Origin of the sequence: Winogradskyella bathintestinalis, assembly GCF_030407435.1 — a bacterium.
Classification (GTDB): Bacteria; Bacteroidota; Bacteroidia; order Flavobacteriales; family Flavobacteriaceae; genus Winogradskyella; species Winogradskyella bathintestinalis.
Genome location: NZ_JASDDK010000001.1, coordinates 1,084,871 through 1,101,957 on the forward strand (window position 1 = coordinate 1,084,871; position 17,087 = coordinate 1,101,957).

Annotated in this window: 15 protein-coding genes and 1 tRNA gene; 10 read left to right on the top strand and 6 right to left on the bottom strand. The window is 34.3% G+C overall.

The genetic code is table 11. The features are described 5' to 3' along the window. Positions 1-46: 46 nt before the first annotated feature. The 3 genes from QMA06_RS04525 to QMA06_RS16455 all read left to right on the top strand — a co-directional run bounded on the left by QMA06_RS04525 (position 47) and on the right by QMA06_RS16455 (position 3,723). Positions 47-2,023, top strand: coding sequence for a YgiQ family radical SAM protein (locus tag QMA06_RS04525; protein WP_290205661.1), 1,977 nt, complete (start codon positions 47-49; stop codon positions 2,021-2,023). A 173-nt stretch (positions 2,024-2,196) separates the two neighbouring features. Beyond that, a complete protein-coding gene (locus QMA06_RS04530; RefSeq protein WP_290205662.1) occupies positions 2,197-3,120 on the top strand; it encodes a T9SS type A sorting domain-containing protein in 924 nt (307 codons plus the stop codon). A 510-nt stretch (positions 3,121-3,630) separates the two neighbouring features. Further along, positions 3,631-3,723: a DUF559 domain-containing protein gene (locus QMA06_RS16455; RefSeq protein WP_318036589.1), complete on the top strand. Its 93-nt coding sequence runs from the start codon at positions 3,631-3,633 to the stop codon at positions 3,721-3,723. Between the two features lie 355 nt (positions 3,724-4,078). Here the strand turns inward: QMA06_RS16455 and QMA06_RS04540 are convergent, their stop codons facing one another. After that, positions 4,079-4,453: a hypothetical protein gene (locus QMA06_RS04540; protein WP_290205663.1), complete on the bottom strand. Its 375-nt coding sequence runs from the start codon at positions 4,451-4,453 to the stop codon at positions 4,079-4,081. A 291-nt stretch (positions 4,454-4,744) separates the two neighbouring features. Between QMA06_RS04540 and dcm the strand changes: the two genes are divergently transcribed. Continuing rightward, entirely contained in the window at positions 4,745-5,989 is a 1,245-nt protein-coding gene (dcm, locus tag QMA06_RS04545) for a DNA (cytosine-5-)-methyltransferase (protein ID WP_290205664.1), read from the top strand. Here the strand turns inward: dcm and QMA06_RS04550 are convergent. The 5 genes from QMA06_RS04550 to QMA06_RS04570 form a co-directional block, all read right to left on the bottom strand. Continuing rightward, on the bottom strand, positions 5,962-6,726 hold the full coding sequence (locus QMA06_RS04550; protein ID WP_290205665.1) for an Eco47II family restriction endonuclease: 765 nt from the start codon (positions 6,724-6,726) through the stop codon (positions 5,962-5,964). The two genes, dcm and QMA06_RS04550, sit on opposite strands and share 28 nt — an antisense overlap. Positions 6,727-6,750: 24 nt before the next feature. After that, on the bottom strand, positions 6,751-9,615 hold the full coding sequence (gene polA, locus QMA06_RS04555) for a DNA polymerase I (RefSeq protein ID WP_290205666.1): 2,865 nt from the start codon (positions 9,613-9,615) through the stop codon (positions 6,751-6,753). A gap of 905 nt (positions 9,616-10,520) precedes the next feature. Continuing rightward, positions 10,521-10,805, bottom strand: a complete 285-nt coding sequence (locus tag QMA06_RS04560) for a GIY-YIG nuclease family protein (protein WP_290205667.1) — start codon at positions 10,803-10,805, stop codon at positions 10,521-10,523. Between the two features lie 105 nt (positions 10,806-10,910). Beyond that, the gene (locus tag QMA06_RS04565) at positions 10,911-11,195 is read right to left on the bottom strand and encodes a GIY-YIG nuclease family protein (RefSeq protein ID WP_290205668.1); all 285 of its coding nucleotides are present in this window, start codon (positions 11,193-11,195) and stop codon (positions 10,911-10,913) included. 51 nt (positions 11,196-11,246) lie between these two features. Then, positions 11,247-11,322 (bottom strand) — tRNA-Phe (locus QMA06_RS04570). Positions 11,323-11,424: 102 nt separating this feature from the next. On the opposite strand from QMA06_RS04570, the gene QMA06_RS04575 reads away from it, so the two are divergent. The 6 genes from QMA06_RS04575 to QMA06_RS04600 all read left to right on the top strand — a co-directional run bounded on the left by QMA06_RS04575 (position 11,425) and on the right by QMA06_RS04600 (position 17,059). Next, on the top strand, positions 11,425-12,153 hold the full coding sequence (locus tag QMA06_RS04575; protein ID WP_290205669.1) for a type III pantothenate kinase: 729 nt from the start codon (positions 11,425-11,427) through the stop codon (positions 12,151-12,153). After that, complete coding sequence (locus QMA06_RS04580) at positions 12,153-13,475, top strand: hypothetical protein (protein ID WP_290205670.1); 1,323 nt, start codon at positions 12,153-12,155, stop codon at positions 13,473-13,475. The genes QMA06_RS04575 and QMA06_RS04580 overlap by 1 nt, the downstream gene beginning before the upstream one ends. A gap of 16 nt (positions 13,476-13,491) precedes the next feature. After that, a complete protein-coding gene (locus QMA06_RS04585) occupies positions 13,492-14,886 on the top strand; it encodes a hypothetical protein (protein WP_290205671.1) in 1,395 nt (464 codons plus the stop codon). Then, complete coding sequence (lptC, locus tag QMA06_RS04590; RefSeq protein WP_290205672.1) at positions 14,886-15,440, top strand: LPS export ABC transporter periplasmic protein LptC; 555 nt, start codon at positions 14,886-14,888, stop codon at positions 15,438-15,440. The genes QMA06_RS04585 and lptC overlap by 1 nt, the downstream gene beginning before the upstream one ends. A gap of 134 nt (positions 15,441-15,574) precedes the next feature. Further along, complete coding sequence (locus QMA06_RS04595) at positions 15,575-15,766, top strand: LPXTG cell wall anchor domain-containing protein (RefSeq protein WP_290205673.1); 192 nt, start codon at positions 15,575-15,577, stop codon at positions 15,764-15,766. Between the two features lie 3 nt (positions 15,767-15,769). Continuing rightward, positions 15,770-17,059, top strand: a complete 1,290-nt coding sequence (locus QMA06_RS04600; protein ID WP_290205674.1) for a hemolysin family protein — start codon at positions 15,770-15,772, stop codon at positions 17,057-17,059. The last annotated feature ends 28 nt before the right edge of the window (positions 17,060-17,087 follow it).

A 17,087-nucleotide genomic window follows, 5' to 3' on the forward strand; every position in this document is an offset into this window, starting at 1 on the left:
CGTTAAAGTGTGATGTTCGAGCTACTATTTTAATTACTTTTGCACTGTGAAAAAAGAATTGCAACTTTCGGATTGGTTACCTACCACAAACAAAGAGGTGAAGATCCGCGGATGGGAATACTTAGATGTTATTCTGTTTAGCGGAGATGCCTATGTAGATCATCCAACATTTGGACCTGCTGTTATTGGACGTATGTTAGAAAGTTTTGGTTTGCGTGTGGCTATCGTGCCACAGCCCAATGTAAATGATAACCTTCAGGATTTTATAAAATTAGGAAAACCAAGATTATTTTTTGGCGTTACAGGTGGTTGTATGGATCCTATGATTAGCAACTATAATGCGAATAAAAAGAAGCGAGATAAAGATGCTTATACGCCAAATGGAGACATAGGATTTCGACCAGATTATGCGACAACAGTATATTCGAATATCTTAAAAGAAAAATGGCCCGACACGCCCGTTTTAATTGGAGGTATTGAAGCGTCTCTACGTCGTGTAACCCATTACGATTATTGGAGCGATAAGCTAATGCCAACTATTTTAGAATCGTCTAAAGCTGATATGTTGGTTTATGGTATGGGAGAACAACCTTTGCGCGAATTGATTCGTTTACTCGAAAAAGGCGTCCCTTTTAATAGTATCAACACCGTTAACCAAACAGCGGTACTTTTAAATAAAGAGGATAAAATTCCGAAAAACAGCAATTGGGAAGATATAGAAATTTCATCGCATGAAACCTGTTTAAAGGACAAAAAACAATATGCCTCTAATTTTAAGATCATTGAGCAAGAGTCTAATAAATTAGCGGCAAGGCGTATTTTTCAGAAGGTAGGAGATAAGACGTTAATGATTAATCCGCCTTACCCAACCATGACTGAGGCAGAAATTGATGCTTCATTCGATTTGCCTTATACACGATTACCACACCCTAAATATGATAAGCGAGGACCTATTCCGGCGTTTGAGATGATCAAATTTTCCATCAACATACATCGCGGGTGTTTTGGTGGTTGTAGCTTTTGTACTATTTCGGCACATCAAGGCAAATTTATCGCCTCTCGTAGTCAAGAATCGATTTTAAAAGAAGTGGATACCGTGGCAAATATGCCAGATTTTAAAGGCTATTTGTCCGATATTGGTGGGCCAAGCGCCAACATGTATCAAATGAAAGGGAAAGTACAATCGATCTGCGACAAGTGTGTAGCACCAAGTTGTATTTCACCTGTAATCTGTAGTAATTTAGATACGTCGCATAAACCGTTAACGGAATTGTATCAAGCCGTTGATAAGCATCCAAAGGTAAAGAAATCATTTATAGGTTCGGGGATAAGACATGATATGTTAGTGCCAGAATTTAACAAGAATGCGGATCCAAAAGAATTAGATGATTATACAGAAGAAGTGATGACTAAACATGTTTCTGGTCGGCTTAAAGTAGCGCCAGAACATACTAGTGATCCTGTTTTAAAATTGATGCGAAAGCCGTCATTTAAATACTTCCATAAGTTTAAGGAACGTTTTGATAAGATAAATATTAAGAAAGGATTGAAACTACAGTTGATTCCTTATTTTATATCGAATCATCCCGCTTGTGAAGTTGAGGATATGGCCAATCTTGCTGCAGAGACCAAAGATATGGGTTTCCAGTTAGAGCAGGTACAAGGGTTTACTCCAACGCCTATGACTGTGGCGACGGTTATTTATTATAGTGGGTATCATCCCTATACACTTAAAAAAGTAAACACACCCATAACCAAAAAAGAAAAGGACGAACAGCACCGTTTTTTCTTCTGGTATAAAGACGAAAATAAAGCGTGGATTAAAAACACACTTAACAAACTTGGGCGTCAAGATTTATTAGATGTATTACTTCCTGCAAAGACCGAAAAATGGCGTAAAAATAAGCCCAAAGGTGATGCTAAAAACACGTTTAATGATGCCGTACCTTTTAACCAACGTAATAGTGAAGACAAGGTAAGATTTAGTAAGCGAAAGAAGCGCAAAAAGAAGAAGCGTCGTTAGGAATGTTCGATCATTTTCATGAATATGATAATAATTATAATTTTTTAAAATATATAATTATTATAGGTGTCAGTAACTCAATTAACTACTGATTCCGGTGTTTTTCAAGTGTTAATTGTTTCGTATTTGTGTTGTGATTATATTAATTTTATGGCTCTAAACAATAAAAAAATATGATAAAAAATTACGCAATTGGCCTCATGTTATTGCTTACAGGAGGCGTTTTTAGTCAGGAAACAATTTCCTTTGAAACCAGTGAATCTTATACTTTAGGAACGCTAAACAACCAAAATGGCTGGGAAGTAACAGAGGGTGATGACGGTTTTATACAAAATCAGGTTATTTCAGATGAGGAAGCTACTGATGGCACTTATTCCTTTAAAAATTCTTATGAGTCAAGTTTTGGTGCTCAATTTGCCCCAATCTTTGGTGCTGCAAAAAACTTTGATAGTCCAAAACCATTTGAAGATTTTACATTTTCGTACGATGTTTTGGTTACAGAAATTAACGGTGCCGATTTTGAAATGACACTTTTTGGTATTGATGCCGATGATAATTTTGTTCCTGTGGCAGGTATTGCTATGGAATATCAAGGATTGATTTATACCATAGATGACATTGGTTATACGGCTGCTTATATTGAAGATGCCACGTGGACGCCAAACACCTGGTTAAACATTAAAATTGAAGTAACAGCAACAGAACTTAAATACTATTTAAATGATGTATTAGCCCACACCCGAAGCAATTTTACATCAGTAGATATTGTTGGCTTTAATATGTTGCATAACAATTATGGCGGTGATGCCTTTTACGATAATTTTAGTTATGAAAACGGTACCTTAGGTGTTAATGATTTTGCGAATGCATCAGCGTTGCATATTTATCCAAATCCGGTTGCTGATGAATTACAAATTAAAGGCATTCAGAACGAACAGATTGCACAGTTATCTGTTTATAATTTAAATGGACAGCAATTAATAGAAAGTACTTCTGTTGATGCACTAGATGTAAGTAATCTAGTTACTGGAGTTTATATGTTAAACGTGGTTACCAATGATGGTAAAACGCATACAGAAAAGCTTTTGAAGAAGTAAAATAAAACAACGTCTTTATTTAGTAGCCTTGATTATTATATAATCAGGGCTTTTTTGTTTGATAATTTTGTAAATTACTGTGATGTAGTGTGTTGTTGGTTATTGAAGAGAAGGTAAAAGAATTGACAGAATAAGTTCTAACGAAAAACACCCCTAAGCGCTACGCTCGGCATCTTCAATGAACATATATTTTCATTTCAATATCCTCATGGGGACATTCCAAACCAACGAGCATAAGTGATAAAAAATTAAAATTGATTTTACCATTACCCAATCTGATATCCTATGAATATTCTATTTTCCTTTATCAAATGTCCTCTTGAGGGGACTTTAGGGGTGTAAATAGATAAGTGATAAATTAATAAAATGAAAAACAAAATAATTCCATACAACCCAGAATTAAGAGAACTGGCTAGACAGCTAAGAAAACATTGCACGTTGCCAGAAGTCTTGTTGTGACAACATATAAAACAGCGTGCTTATGGTGTTCAGTTTCATAGACAGGTTCCTATGTTAAATTATATTGTAGATTTTTATTGTCATGAAATAGGATTGGTGATTGAAATTGATGGAGATAGCCACGACCACAGTTTTTTTGTATGATGCTAAATGACAAAGTGAATTAGAGGCTTATAGTGTTACTTTTTTGAGGTTTTCTAACGATGATGTTAAAAAGAATATGTTTAGTGTGTTGTTGGTTATTGAGGAGAAGGTAAAGGAATTAACTGAGTAGGTTTGAAGACACCCCTAAGAGCTACGCTCGGTATCTTCAATGAACATATATTTTCATTTCAATAATCCTCAAGGGGACATTCTAAGCCAAAAAAGACAAGTGTAAAAAATTAAATTTATTTTACCAATACCCAAACGGTAAACCCTGTGAATATTCTATTTTCCTTTATCAAATGTCCCCTTGAGGGGACTTTAGGGGTGTAAAGATAGAGATTCATAAGTAATATTATTTAATAATAAAATCCATTAACTGAGTTAGAGTAGTAGTAAAAGGTTTTGTAGAAGCATTTCCGGAATTATAATTTTTTAGTTTTCTAAAGTCCCAATTATTATTTCCGATTTCAGATAAATCAACTTTTTCTATTTCGATTATCAGATAATGTTTTTTGTAATCAGATTCTTCTGTTGCTTTTGGGTATCCTTTTTTTTTTATTTTTTCTAAATTTAGTCTGGAAAATACCCTTGGTCCTTTACTTACGATTTTCCATAAATCACCAGATGATTTTTCTCCATGGGTATGTAATAATAAATACTTAGCAGACACAGTTTCTTTATCTAAAACCAAAGATCCGTTAACTGAACCCATTCTAAAATTGTACATTCCTTTTTTAGAAATCCAATCATACTGTAATTGGTTGTTATAAAACCCAACTATAATCTAAGTTTCATCTGGAATTAATTTTTTACCTTTTATATATTCTGAAAGTGGTTCGTTTTATTGTGTCGAATTCGACACCTTTTGCAATTTCGTAAGTTTTGAAGCAATGATTTCCTATTGCGAAGCTCTGTTTAATAAATGACTAATTATTTTATCAATAAAATTACTCAATTCTTAATTGATTATTTAAATTTACTTTATTAAATTTGTAACCATTGTGTAATGTTGTATAATATGGTTATAAAAGATTGTTATTCGCTTTCAGAAGCTGCGGAAATTCTAGGTAAAAGTAAAGAAACTTTACGAAGATGGGATAAGGAAGGTAAATTTCCTGCATTGAGAGAACCTATAAGTGAATATAGAATTTATAAAAAAGAAGATATAAATAATTTATTGAAACCTTTATTTGATAACATTATAGAAGAAGTAGATAATTTTGAAAAACCGTTAAAAGAATATAAAGTTCTTGAATTATTTGCTGGTGCAGGTGGATTAGCTATTGGGCTTGAGAAAGCAGGTATAAAATGTGCAGCTTTAAATGAAATAGATAAATGGGCTTGCCAAACTTTAAGAGAAAATCGTCCAAATTGGAATGTTTTAGAAGGTGATATCAAAACTTTTAATTTTGAAAAGTATAAAGGAGAGGTTGACATTGTAACTGGTGGTTTTCCTTGTCAAGCTTTTAGCTATGCAGGAAAAAGATTAGGATTAGAAGATGCAAGGGGTACTTTGTTTTATGAATTCGCGCGAACAGTTAAAGAAGTGAATCCTCCAATTTGTATTGGAGAAAATGTAAAAGGTTTGCGCTCACATGAAAAAGGAGAAACATTAAAAGGAATGTTATCAATTCTAGACGAAATCGGTTATAATGTTGTTCCTGTACAAGTCTTAAAAGCTATTAATTATAAAGTGCCACAAAAGCGAGAACGCCTAATTTTAGTAGGTATTAGAAAGGATATTGATATAAAATATGAATATCCAAAGCCTTATCAGGCTATTTACAATTTATCTGATGCCTTAAAGAAAGGAGTATTATATGATTCTAATGTTCCTAAATCTGAAGGTTCAAAATATCCACAACATAAAAAAGAAGTTCTAGATTTAATACCACCAAAAGGATATTGGAGAGATTTGCCTATAGATATACAGAAAGAATATATGGGTAAAAGCTTTTATTTGGGTGGAGGTAAAACAGGAATGGCTAGACGTATCGGTTGGGATGAACCAAGTTTAACATTAACTTGTAGTCCTGCTCAAAAACAGACAGAAAGGTGTCACCCAGATGAAACACGACCTTTTACCGTACGTGAATATGCTAGAATTCAGACGTTTCCTGATGAATGGAAATTTATGGGTTCAGTATCTCAACAGTATAAGCAAATTGGGAATGCTGTACCTTGTAACTTAGGAAAGGAAATAGGATATTCTATTGTTAAATTTTTGAATGATTATTACTCTAGTTTGTCAAACCCTAAGTAATAGCTGTAATTCTCAAAAGTAATTTCATCTAAAATACTTCTTTTAGATTCTTTTGAGCTTGTTTGAATTTCTTCTAATGCAGAATTATTTTGAGATTTTTCAGTTTTAAAATTTTTAAGGTAATCTGAAATAGCTTTTGGTAAAATATTATACAATTCAAAAAGCGCATTATCTCTGCCAGAAAGTAATTTGTAAAATTGATCTCCAGAAATTTTATTTACTCTACTGTGACTATACTCTTTCCCATTAATTTCCCCAAACCACTTTTCGTTAAAACTATTTTTAGCTAAAATTTGAACCCAATAGCATTCAGCTTTTTTATACGTATCAGCATAATTAGCTAATTTTTGAAATAAACTTTCAGCAGAACTACTATTCATTGTGTTGTGTTTATTTTTTATATCAGCAAATAAAGTATTATCAGTAGCTTTTATATCAAATCCACTAAAATTGCCAACTTTATAGCCTTTAATTCCTCCCAAAATTTGTTCATGAAAAGTACCGATTGAATTATTAATTGATTTATCAATCTGCCTGTTTATTTCTGTTTTTATTAGCGTCACTTCATCAAGCTCATTAAAACTAGCATCAAAAGTGAGTTTTATTGTGTCAATTTTATTTGAATAGAATTTCTTCTTGCTAACATTTGCTTTAGCTTTTAAATACGATTTATGTAGATTTTCAATACAAGATAAAAGATGCTCATCTGAGATATAACTTAAATATTTATTTGCCATAATTTTTAAAATACGTTTTATAATTTAATGCGCCTCCAACCAATTCAAACCCGTATCCACTTCAACATCTAAAGGCACTTCCAGTTTAAAAGCACTTTCCATTTCAGTCTTAATTAAGGTCGTTAGTTCTTCGAGTTCTGGTTTGTAGATATCAAATACCAATTCATCATGTACTTGTAAAAGCATTTTAGATTTGTAGTTGCCTGCTTCTAGTTTGTTGAAAATATTAATCATGGCGATTTTAATGATATCGGCTGCGCTTCCTTGTATTGGTGCGTTTACGGCATTACGTTCTGCTGCGCCACGGACTACAGCGTTACGCGAGTTGATATCTTTTAAATAACGACGACGACCCAAAACGGTTGAGACATACCCATGATCTCTTGCAAAATCGACTTGCTTGCTCATGTAGGCTTTTAATTTTGGATAGGTTTCGTAATAGGTATCAATGAGTTCTTTGGCTTCACCACGCGATAAATCGGTTTGGTTGCTCAATCCAAAGGCAGAAACACCATAAATAATCCCGAAATTAACGGTTTTGGCATTGCTACGTTGTGCTCTTGTGACGTCTTCTAATGGCACACCAAATACTTTTGAAGCGGTTGACGCGTGAATATCTTCACCGTTCTTAAAGGCTTCAATCATGGTTTCTTCTTCACTTAAAGCGGCAATGATTCGTAATTCTATTTGCGAGTAATCGGCTGCTAGTAAGGTGTAATCTTCATTTCTTGGAATGAATGCTTTTCGCACTTGGCGACCGCGTTCAGTACGAATTGGGATATTCTGTAAGTTCGGATTATTACTACTTAAACGCCCTGTAGCGGCAACGGTTTGCATATAATCGGTATGTACGCGTCCTGTTGATGGCTCCACTTGTATCGGTAAGGCATCCACGTAGGTGCTTTTTAATTTAGAAAGCCCTCTATAGTCTAAAACATGTTGAACAATGTCGTGGTCTTTGGCTAAATAAGATAAAATATCTTCACCAGTTTTGTATTGTCCCGTTTTAGTTTTTTTAGGCTTATCGACTAATTTTAGTTTTTCGAATAATATGATACCTAATTGTTTTGGAGATGCAATATTAAATTCTTCATCTGCGGTCGTATAAATTTTTTGTTCAAGGTCTGCAATGTCATTATTAAGTGCCTCAGAAAGTGAGTTTAAGAAATCAGTATCGAGATTAACACCTTCTAATTCCATAGCGGCTAACACACGTAATAACGGAATTTCAATATCATCAAACAACTTCTGCGTATTGGCTTCGCCTAATTCTGTGGTGAAATGTTCTTTTAGCTGAAGTGTAATATCGGCATCTTCAACAGCATATTCGGTTTGTTTCTCTAACGGCACATCGCGCATGGATAATTGGTTCTTTCCTTTTTTACCAATCAATTCTGTAATGGAAATCGGTGTGTAGTTGAGATAGGTCTCGGCTAAAACCTCCATATTATGACGCATATCTGGATTTATTAAATAATGCGCTAACATGGTGTCGAACAATTTGCCTTTGACGTCAATATTATATTTGGCCAAAACTTTAATATCATACTTTAAATTCTGACCAATTTTTTCGATGTTTTCGTTTTCGAAAAACAGTCTGAAGGTTTCAATAAGTTCTTGTGCTTCGGTTTTGTCTTCTGGAAATGGGACGTAAAATCCTTTCCCAACTTCCCATGAAAAGGCAATACCAACTAGTTCTGCGGTTAAGGGATTTAATCCGGTTGTTTCTGTGTCAAAACACACAGAGGTCTGAGACATTAGATTTTTTACAAACAATTTGGTTGCCATACCCGAAGCTACACTTTGATAAAAATGTGAAGTTGTTTCGGCTGATTTTCTCGACGATACTGAACTTATTTCAGCACCGGTTGCATTAGTTGAAGCGCCAAAAAGTGAAAACTGACCAGCCCCTGCAGAAGTACCTGAATTCGAAGTTGAACTTGAACTTGACGAGGAGGCTGATGTCGAATTCTGTTGACTCGTTGACGTTGATACCACTTCATTTTGAGCAGCAAAAGTCTTCATGAAATTATCAGTTAGTCGTCTGAATTCTAACTCTTGGAATATTTCAGTTACTTTTGGAATATCTGGTTCAGACATTTCAAAATCTTCAGCATTAAATTCCACTGGAACATCGAGCATAATGGTGGCCAATTGTTTGGATAATAATCCTAATTCCTTATTAGCCTCTACTTTTTCTTTCATTTTGCCCTTTAGCTCATGGGTATTTGCAAACAAATTTTCCATACTACCATAAGCTGCTAAGAACTTTTTGGCGGTTTTTTCACCTACGCCAGGCAAACCAGGAATGTTATCACTGGCATCTCCCATCATACCTAAAAAGTCAATGACTTGTAAAGGATCTGTAACTTCAAATTTCTTTAGGACTTCTGGTATACCCCAAGTTTCATAACCGCCGCCAAATACAGGTTTATACATAAAAATGTTTTCGGTTACCAGTTGGGCAAAATCCTTGTCTGGAGTAACCATATAGGTTTTGTAACCTTCCTTTTCAGCCTGTCGTGAAAGTGTGCCAATAACATCATCGGCTTCGTATCCTTCTTTGACCATAATAGGAATGTGCATGGCTTCTAAAATGCTACAAATATGCGGAATTGCTGTTTTTATGCCTTCTGGTGTTTCGTCTCTGTTGGCTTTATAGGCCTCGAACATTTCTACACGATCTGCACTTCCGCCTTTATCAAAGCAAACTGCTAAATGATCTGGGCGTTCTCGTTTAATAACATCTAAGAGTGAATTCATAAATCCCATAATGGCTGAAGTGTCTTCACCCTTAGAATTGATTCTTGGGTTTTTTATAAAGGCATAATACCCACGGAAAATAAGGGCGTAGGCATCAACTAAAAATAAACGTTTTTGATCTGACATCGGAAAAATTTATATTTTGAATAGTTCTAATATATTGAGCATAATTACAGTTATCTTATTACTATATCATGTATAACCGTTTAACTCATTTTAAAATTATTATAGAAAAATGAGTTTTGAGGGTGCTAAAAAGAACAGCCTGCAAATTACGAAAACTAAAACGTTTTTTTTGAATTGGAATTCGTAATTTTTTACATGTCGAATGAAGTTCTGATAATAGGCTGAATAGCTGCACACGGTAAAGTGTGGACTATTGTAAAACATTTGATACATGCTATAACAGAATGGTTCTTTCGATTAATCCTTTTATGAAATGATGGTTATTATGGAGGTTGCGTCTAATGTCGGCATTTTTCGATTCTCCTACATAATATTTGTCAATGGATTCTGAGTATAAGATGTATAAACTCTGCATAGGGACATTATTAAAACCAAAAAACCCAATTCAGATGAATCGTCCCGACTCTTCGGGGTTGATGGTGGTGCCTCCAGCTCCGAAGCGTCGGAGGAACCATGGACTTAATTGCGGTTGCTGAGGATGTCGGTTAATATTTCTCGATCTGCGATTATCTTTTTGATAAATTTGGTGCTTTTCATTCTTAATAAAATTTTCAAGATACAATGCGTCCACTTTAGAGGTACATTCAAAATTGAGAACAGTCACCCAGTCTGATGCAGCTTTGGTAAATCATTTTTGAAATGATGGTTATTATGGAGGTTGCGTCTAATGTCGGCATTTTTCGATTCTCCTACATAATATTTGTCAATGGATTCGGAGTATAAGATGTATAAACTATGCATAGGGACATTATTAAAACCAAAAAACCCAATTCAGATGAATCGTCCCGACTCTTCGGGGTTGATGGTGGTGCCTCCAGCTCCGAAGCGTCGGAGGAACCATGGACTTAATTGCGGTTGCCGAGGATGTCGGTTAATATTTCTCGATCTGCAATTATCTTTTTGATAAATTTGGTGCTTTTCATTCTTTTAATAAAATTTTCAAGATACAATGCGTCCACTTTAGAGGTACATTCAAAATTGAGAACAATCACCCAGTCTGATGCAGCTGTGGTAAATCCTTTTTTGAAATGATGGTTATTATGGAGGTTGCGTCTAATGTCGGCATTTTTCGATTCTCCTACATAATATTTGTCAATGGATTCTGAGTATAAGATGTATAAACTATGCATAGGGGCATTATTAAAACCAAAAAACCCAATTCAGATGAATCGATCCCGACTCTTCGGGGTTAATGGTGGTGCCTCCAGCTCCGAAGCGTCGGAGGAACCATGGACTTAGTTGCGGTTGCCGAGGATGTCGGTTAATATTTCTCGATCTGCGATTAACTTTTTGATAAATTTGGTGCTTTTCATTCTTTTTATAAAATTTTCAAGATACAATGCGTCCACTTTAGAGGTACATTCAAAATTGAGAACAATCACCCAGTCTGATGCAGCTTTGGTAAATCCTTTTTTGTAATGATGGTTATTATGGAGGTTGCGTCTAATGTCGGCATTTTTCGATTCTCCTACATAATATTTGTCAATGGATTCTGAGTATAAGATGTATAAACTATGCATAGGGGCATTATTAAAACCAAAAAACCCAATTCAGATGAATCGGGTTTTTGATGGTGGTGCCTCCAGGAATCGAACCAGGGACACAAGGATTTTCAGTCCTTTGCTCTACCAACTGAGCTAAGGCACCAATTGCTTAATTAAGCGGATGCAAATATAGATGCATTTTTATTATTCACAAAAAGAATTTGATAAAATTTGATTTTATAAATTTGTACAATAGAAAAAACTTATGAATCTTATTGTAGATGTGGGGAATACGTATGTTAAGTTTGCTGTTTTTAATAAAGCAAAATTAATTTATAAACTGAGTTTTAAGCTTCAGGAGTTTAAAAAACAGTATAAAATCCTAAAAAACGAGTATCCTGAGTTAAAAAATGCCATCATTTCTTCTGTTGGGTACTTATCTAAATTACAAGTAGAATGTGTTCAAAAAGATTTAAATGTAATGGAATTATCTTCAATGTTAAATTTTCCATTTAATAACGATTATAAAACGCCAAAAACTTTAGGGGTGGATCGTTTAGCTTTGGTGAGTGCTTCGGTAAAACAATTTCCAGATGGCAATGTTTTAATCATAGATGCTGGTACATGTATTACGTACGATTTTATTTCAAAAGAGAATGACTACCTCGGAGGTGCTATTTCTCCCGGTATTAGGTTGCGTTATAAAACGTTGAATAATTTAACCGCTAATCTTCCGTTATTAGAAACAAAACAACCTCAAAGCATCATTGGCGACTCTACAGAAACAGCAATTCATTCTGGTGTTGTTAACGGTGTCGTTAAAGAAATTGATGGTATTATAGACCATTATCTTGAGGATTACTCAGATTTAACAGTTATTTTAACAGGAGGCGATGCCAAATTTTTGTCAAACCAATTAAAAAATAGCATATTTGCGAATTCAAATTTTCTATTGGAGGGTTTGAATTTTATTCTAGAATATAATTCAAAATAATGATAAAACGATTCATTGTAATTTGCATTACAATTATAGGTTCCGCTGCGTTTGCACAACAAGGAACTGGTTCTCCATATTCATTTTATGGTATTGGAAGTCTTAAGTTTAAAGGTTCAGTAGAGAACCGAAGTATGGGAGGTATCGGGGTATATCTTGATAGTATTCACGTCAATTTACAGAATCCAGCTGCTTACGTAAGTAAAAATGTTGAATCTTATCCGTTTGAAGGGGAGAGTAGACCTGTGAAATTTGCAGTCGCAGGAACGATGTCGGATGTTACCTTGAAAAGCAACTCAGGCGAGGCAGAAACTAACAGTACAATTTTCGATTATGTGGCCTTGTCATTTCCGGTGGGTAAATTTGGCTTTGGTCTTGGTATAATGCCTTTTACCTCGGTGGGTTATAGGCTAAATGATATCAACGATGATGATGTATTAGTTAACCGTTATAACGGTGAAGGAGGTGTAAATCGGGTTTTTGCAGGTTTCGGATATCAAATAAATGATAAGCTTAGCATCGGAGTCGATTTCAATTATAATTTTGGAAATATTCAAAACACAGCACTTCAAATAGAATATCCTGAAGAAGGCAATATTGTTCAATACCAAACGCGAGAATACAATCGATCTGATTTAAGTGGTTTGAATCTTAATTTTGGAGTCGCTTATAAAACTATGGTTACCGAGAAGTTAGAACTGTCCACTACGGCTACTTTTGCCCCAGGAAGTAAATTAAGTTCAGATAATAAAAGATCTTTTTCAACAGTTAGTTTAGATGGAACCACATTAGAGGTAACTGGAGTTTCTCAAACAATAGATGTAGATTTAGAGGCCGATAATCTTGACAAAACTGATTTAACCTTACCATCTACTATATCTGTTGGTGCCGGAATAGGTGAGCCTAAATCTTGGTTCGTAGGTGCAGAATATACGTATCAAAACACAAGTGATTTTTCTAACCCAGTATTTTCTAATCAAATTACGGCCTTTGAAAACTCATCACAAATTTCTGTTGGTGGATTTTATATTCCTCAGTATAACGCATTCTCAGGTTACTATAAAAGAATGGTTTATAGAGCAGGTTTTAACTTTTCCAATACAGGTTTAGTTGTAAAAGATGAATCAATTAAAGAGTTTGGCATATCTTTTGGTCTAGGATTACCGATTGGAAATCGAAGTTTGTTCTCTAACGCCAATTTAGGTTTAGAATTAGGTAAACGAGGAACTACTGATCAAAATTTAATTCAAGAGAATTTTGTAAACTTTAATGTAAGTTTATCTTTGAATTCTAGCTGGTTTAAACAAAAGAAATATAACTAACAAAATTTATTAAAAGATGAAGACGAGATTTACAGTACTATTTTTGGCGCTTTTTATGGGTGTGAATATAGGATTTGCTCAGCAAGACGAAGAATGTATGAATAATCTATCAATGTTTGATAGTTATGTGAAAAGCAAAAAATATGATGACGCATACGGACCATGGAAAATAGTTAGAGAAAAATGTCCTAAGTTCAATAGGGCCATCTATGCACATGGTGAGAAAATTTTAAAGCATAAAATTGAAAACTCATCTGGAGCAGAACAAGTAGCGCATATCAAGGATTTAATGTTGTTATACGACCAAAGTAGAGAGTATTTTGCATCTAAATACGATCTTGGTGAAATTTTAGCTGATAAGGCTAACTTGGCTTATAAGTATAAAAAAGAACTTGGCAAGACAGACAAACAAGTTTACGACATGTTTGATGAAGCATATAAAAAAGATGCTAAGAACTTTACGAGTGCAAAAGGGTTATATACTTATTTTTCTTTGGCCGTAGATATATACGACGCAGGTTCTAAGTCGCCAGATGAAACTCAGGAAATGTTCGATAAATATGATGATGTTAGTGCTATAATTGAAGATTTAATTGCAGGGTATACAAAAAACCTGAATACGTATGCAGAAAAAGAAGAAGCAGGTGAAACGCTTTCTAAGAAAGAAGAAAGATATAAGGGGAGTTATGAGTCTAACATAGAGGCCTTTGAAAATCAGATATTAGGAAGTATGGACAAAAAGCTTGGAGATAGAGCTAATTGTGAAGTCTTAATTCCGTTATATCAAAAAGATTACGAAGAGAATAAGCAAGATGCACTTTGGTTACAACGTGCTATGAATAAAATGGGTGAGAAGGAATGTACTGATGATCCTATGTTCGAAAAGTTAGTAGAACAAAAAAATAGAGTGGAACCAGATGCTAAGACGGCTTATTATTTAGGAGTTTTAAAAGAAAAGCAAGGGAAAACATCTGAAGCAGATAAATATTATAACCAATCGTTCGAATTGGAAACAGATCCACTTAAAAAATGGAAGCTTGTAATGCGCGTAGCTGAGAAAAATTATAAGAGGGGTAGTTACGGAAAAGCAAGACAACAATATATGGAAGCTTTAAAATTGAACCCTTCTAATGGAGGTCCATATTTAAGAATTGCAGCGATGTACGCTAAAAGTGCAAATAACTGTGGAGATACCAATTTTAACAAAAGAGCGGTATTCTGGTTAGCAGCTTTAGAAGCAGAGAAAGCAGGTAGAGTAGATGGACGATTAAAATCTACAGCAGCGAAGACAGCGGCGAGCTATAGAGGTAGCGCACCAACTAAATCGGAAATATTTAGTGCGGCTAATGCAGGCGAAACTATTAAAATAGGATGTTGGATTGGACGCTCAATCACCGTTCCACAAGGTTAATGATAAAATTAAATTTACATATTATAAAAAACGTAGTCACAGCAATTGTTGTGACTACGTTTTTTTCATGTAATAATGATTTTGATGATATTCAGAAAGTTGGTATTCTTCAAAACCAACCCATCGGTGAAGCTGAAGATATTAATTTAAAGTACACCGAGCTTGCAGAAGATACGGTTAAGTTGCTCGCCAATCTGTTAAGTCCTAAAATGTTGGATTATTCTAATAGAAACTTTCCGTTCAATGAATTTCCAAAAGGCATTGAGCTTAAAATATATGATGATAATAACAACCAGACCACAATAACTTCAAATTATGCTATTGTGTATAATGAGACCGACATTATTGATTTACGTGGTGATGTAAGGATTGCTACACACGAAAAAGATACGCTGTATACTGAGCAGTTATACTACAATCAAAAATTAGAATGGGCCTTTACGAATGAGCCTTGGCAATTTGGAACATTACATGGTATCGGTTTTGACTCCGATAAAGAATTCAAGAATTTTCAAATGTTAGAAATGGGAGGCGAATTTGAACTCGATAATTAGTTATCTTTGCTCAATATTCACATTATCAATAGCTCATAAATTATTCCGAAGTTCGCGGATGTTCCTAGCGAGAATAACAAGACTTTACTTTTCAAAGTAAACGTATGACTTAAAAAAACAACAATTATTATCACATGAAAATACAGAAGATCTTCCAATACGCATATATTGTTTTCGCAATGCTATTTATATATGATGGCATTATCAAATGGTCCGAAGATAGAACTGGCGCTTACGTATCTTTAGGACTTGCAGCTTTAGCAATTTTTATGTTTTTCTTTAGAAAACGTTTCAATAAAAAGTTTGATGATCGTAATAAAAAATAAGCGATGACTGCCGATCTAGTCATTATTATCACTACACTTATTCTTTCAGCTTTTTTTTCTGGAATGGAAATCGCTTATGTGTCTTCTAATAAGATTCATATAGAAATTGAAAAAAAACAAGGAGACTTTTTAGGAAATATTTTAAGCAAGTTAACGGCTAAACCTTCCAAATATATTGCCACAATGCTCATTGGTAATAATATAGCTTTGGTCATCTATGGTTTTAAAATGGGAGAGGTTTTGGTGCGTTGGTTTCAGTCTATGTTACCAGCGGACAGTGCTATGTTAACCTATTTATTTACAGATTTGCAGCTGTTAACACAAACGGTAATTTCTACATTGGTTATTTTAATTACAGCAGAGTTTTTACCTAAAGTGTTTTTTCAAATTTATGCCAATACCTTGATGAAGATTTTAGCATTTCCAACGTATATTTTTTATTTAATCTTTTTCTGGGTTTCAGATTTTATTATTTGGATTTCAGATGCCGTTTTAAAACATATTTTTAGAGCTGAAGGTGAAGATGTAGCCTTAGCAATGACCAAAGTAGAATTAGGAAATTACATAACCGAACAAATGGAATCGGTTGACGATCATGACGATGTAGATAGCGAGATTCAGATTTTTCAGAATGCTTTAGATTTTTCAGAAGTGAAAGCCCGCGAGGTAATGGTGCCTCGAACCGAAATCACTGCGGTGGATATTTCAGATAGTATTGAGAATTTAAGACAACTCTTTATTGATTCTGGTCGTACTAAAATAATTGTTTATAAAGATAATATTGATGATATTTTAGGATACGTGCATTCCTTTGAATTGTTTAAAAAACCTAAAACAATTAAATCAATCATCATACGTGTAGGTTTTGTGCCAGAGACCATTCTTATTAAAGATGTATTAAATATTTTAACTAAAAAACGCCGCAGTATGGCTGTGGTTATAGACGAATATGGTGGGACCTCTGGAATTATGACTGTGGAAGATATTATTGAAGAATTATTTGGTGAAATTGAAGACGAACACGATACGGTTGAGATGATAGAAGAGCAAATCAACGATAACACCTATAAGTTTTCCGCAAGATTAGAAGTTAATTATATCAATGAAATGTACAAATTGAACCTTCCAAAAAGTGAAAATTACGAAACTTTAGGAGGTTTAATAGTAAATGCCACGGAAGGAATTCCACAAGAGAAAGACGATGTATTAATTGAAAATTTCAAGTTTACAGTTACTGAAGTCTCTTCAACAAAAATCGATGAAGTGATTTTAAAAATCCTAGTAGAGGATTAATGCATTTTCAGCGCACATAAAAACTACA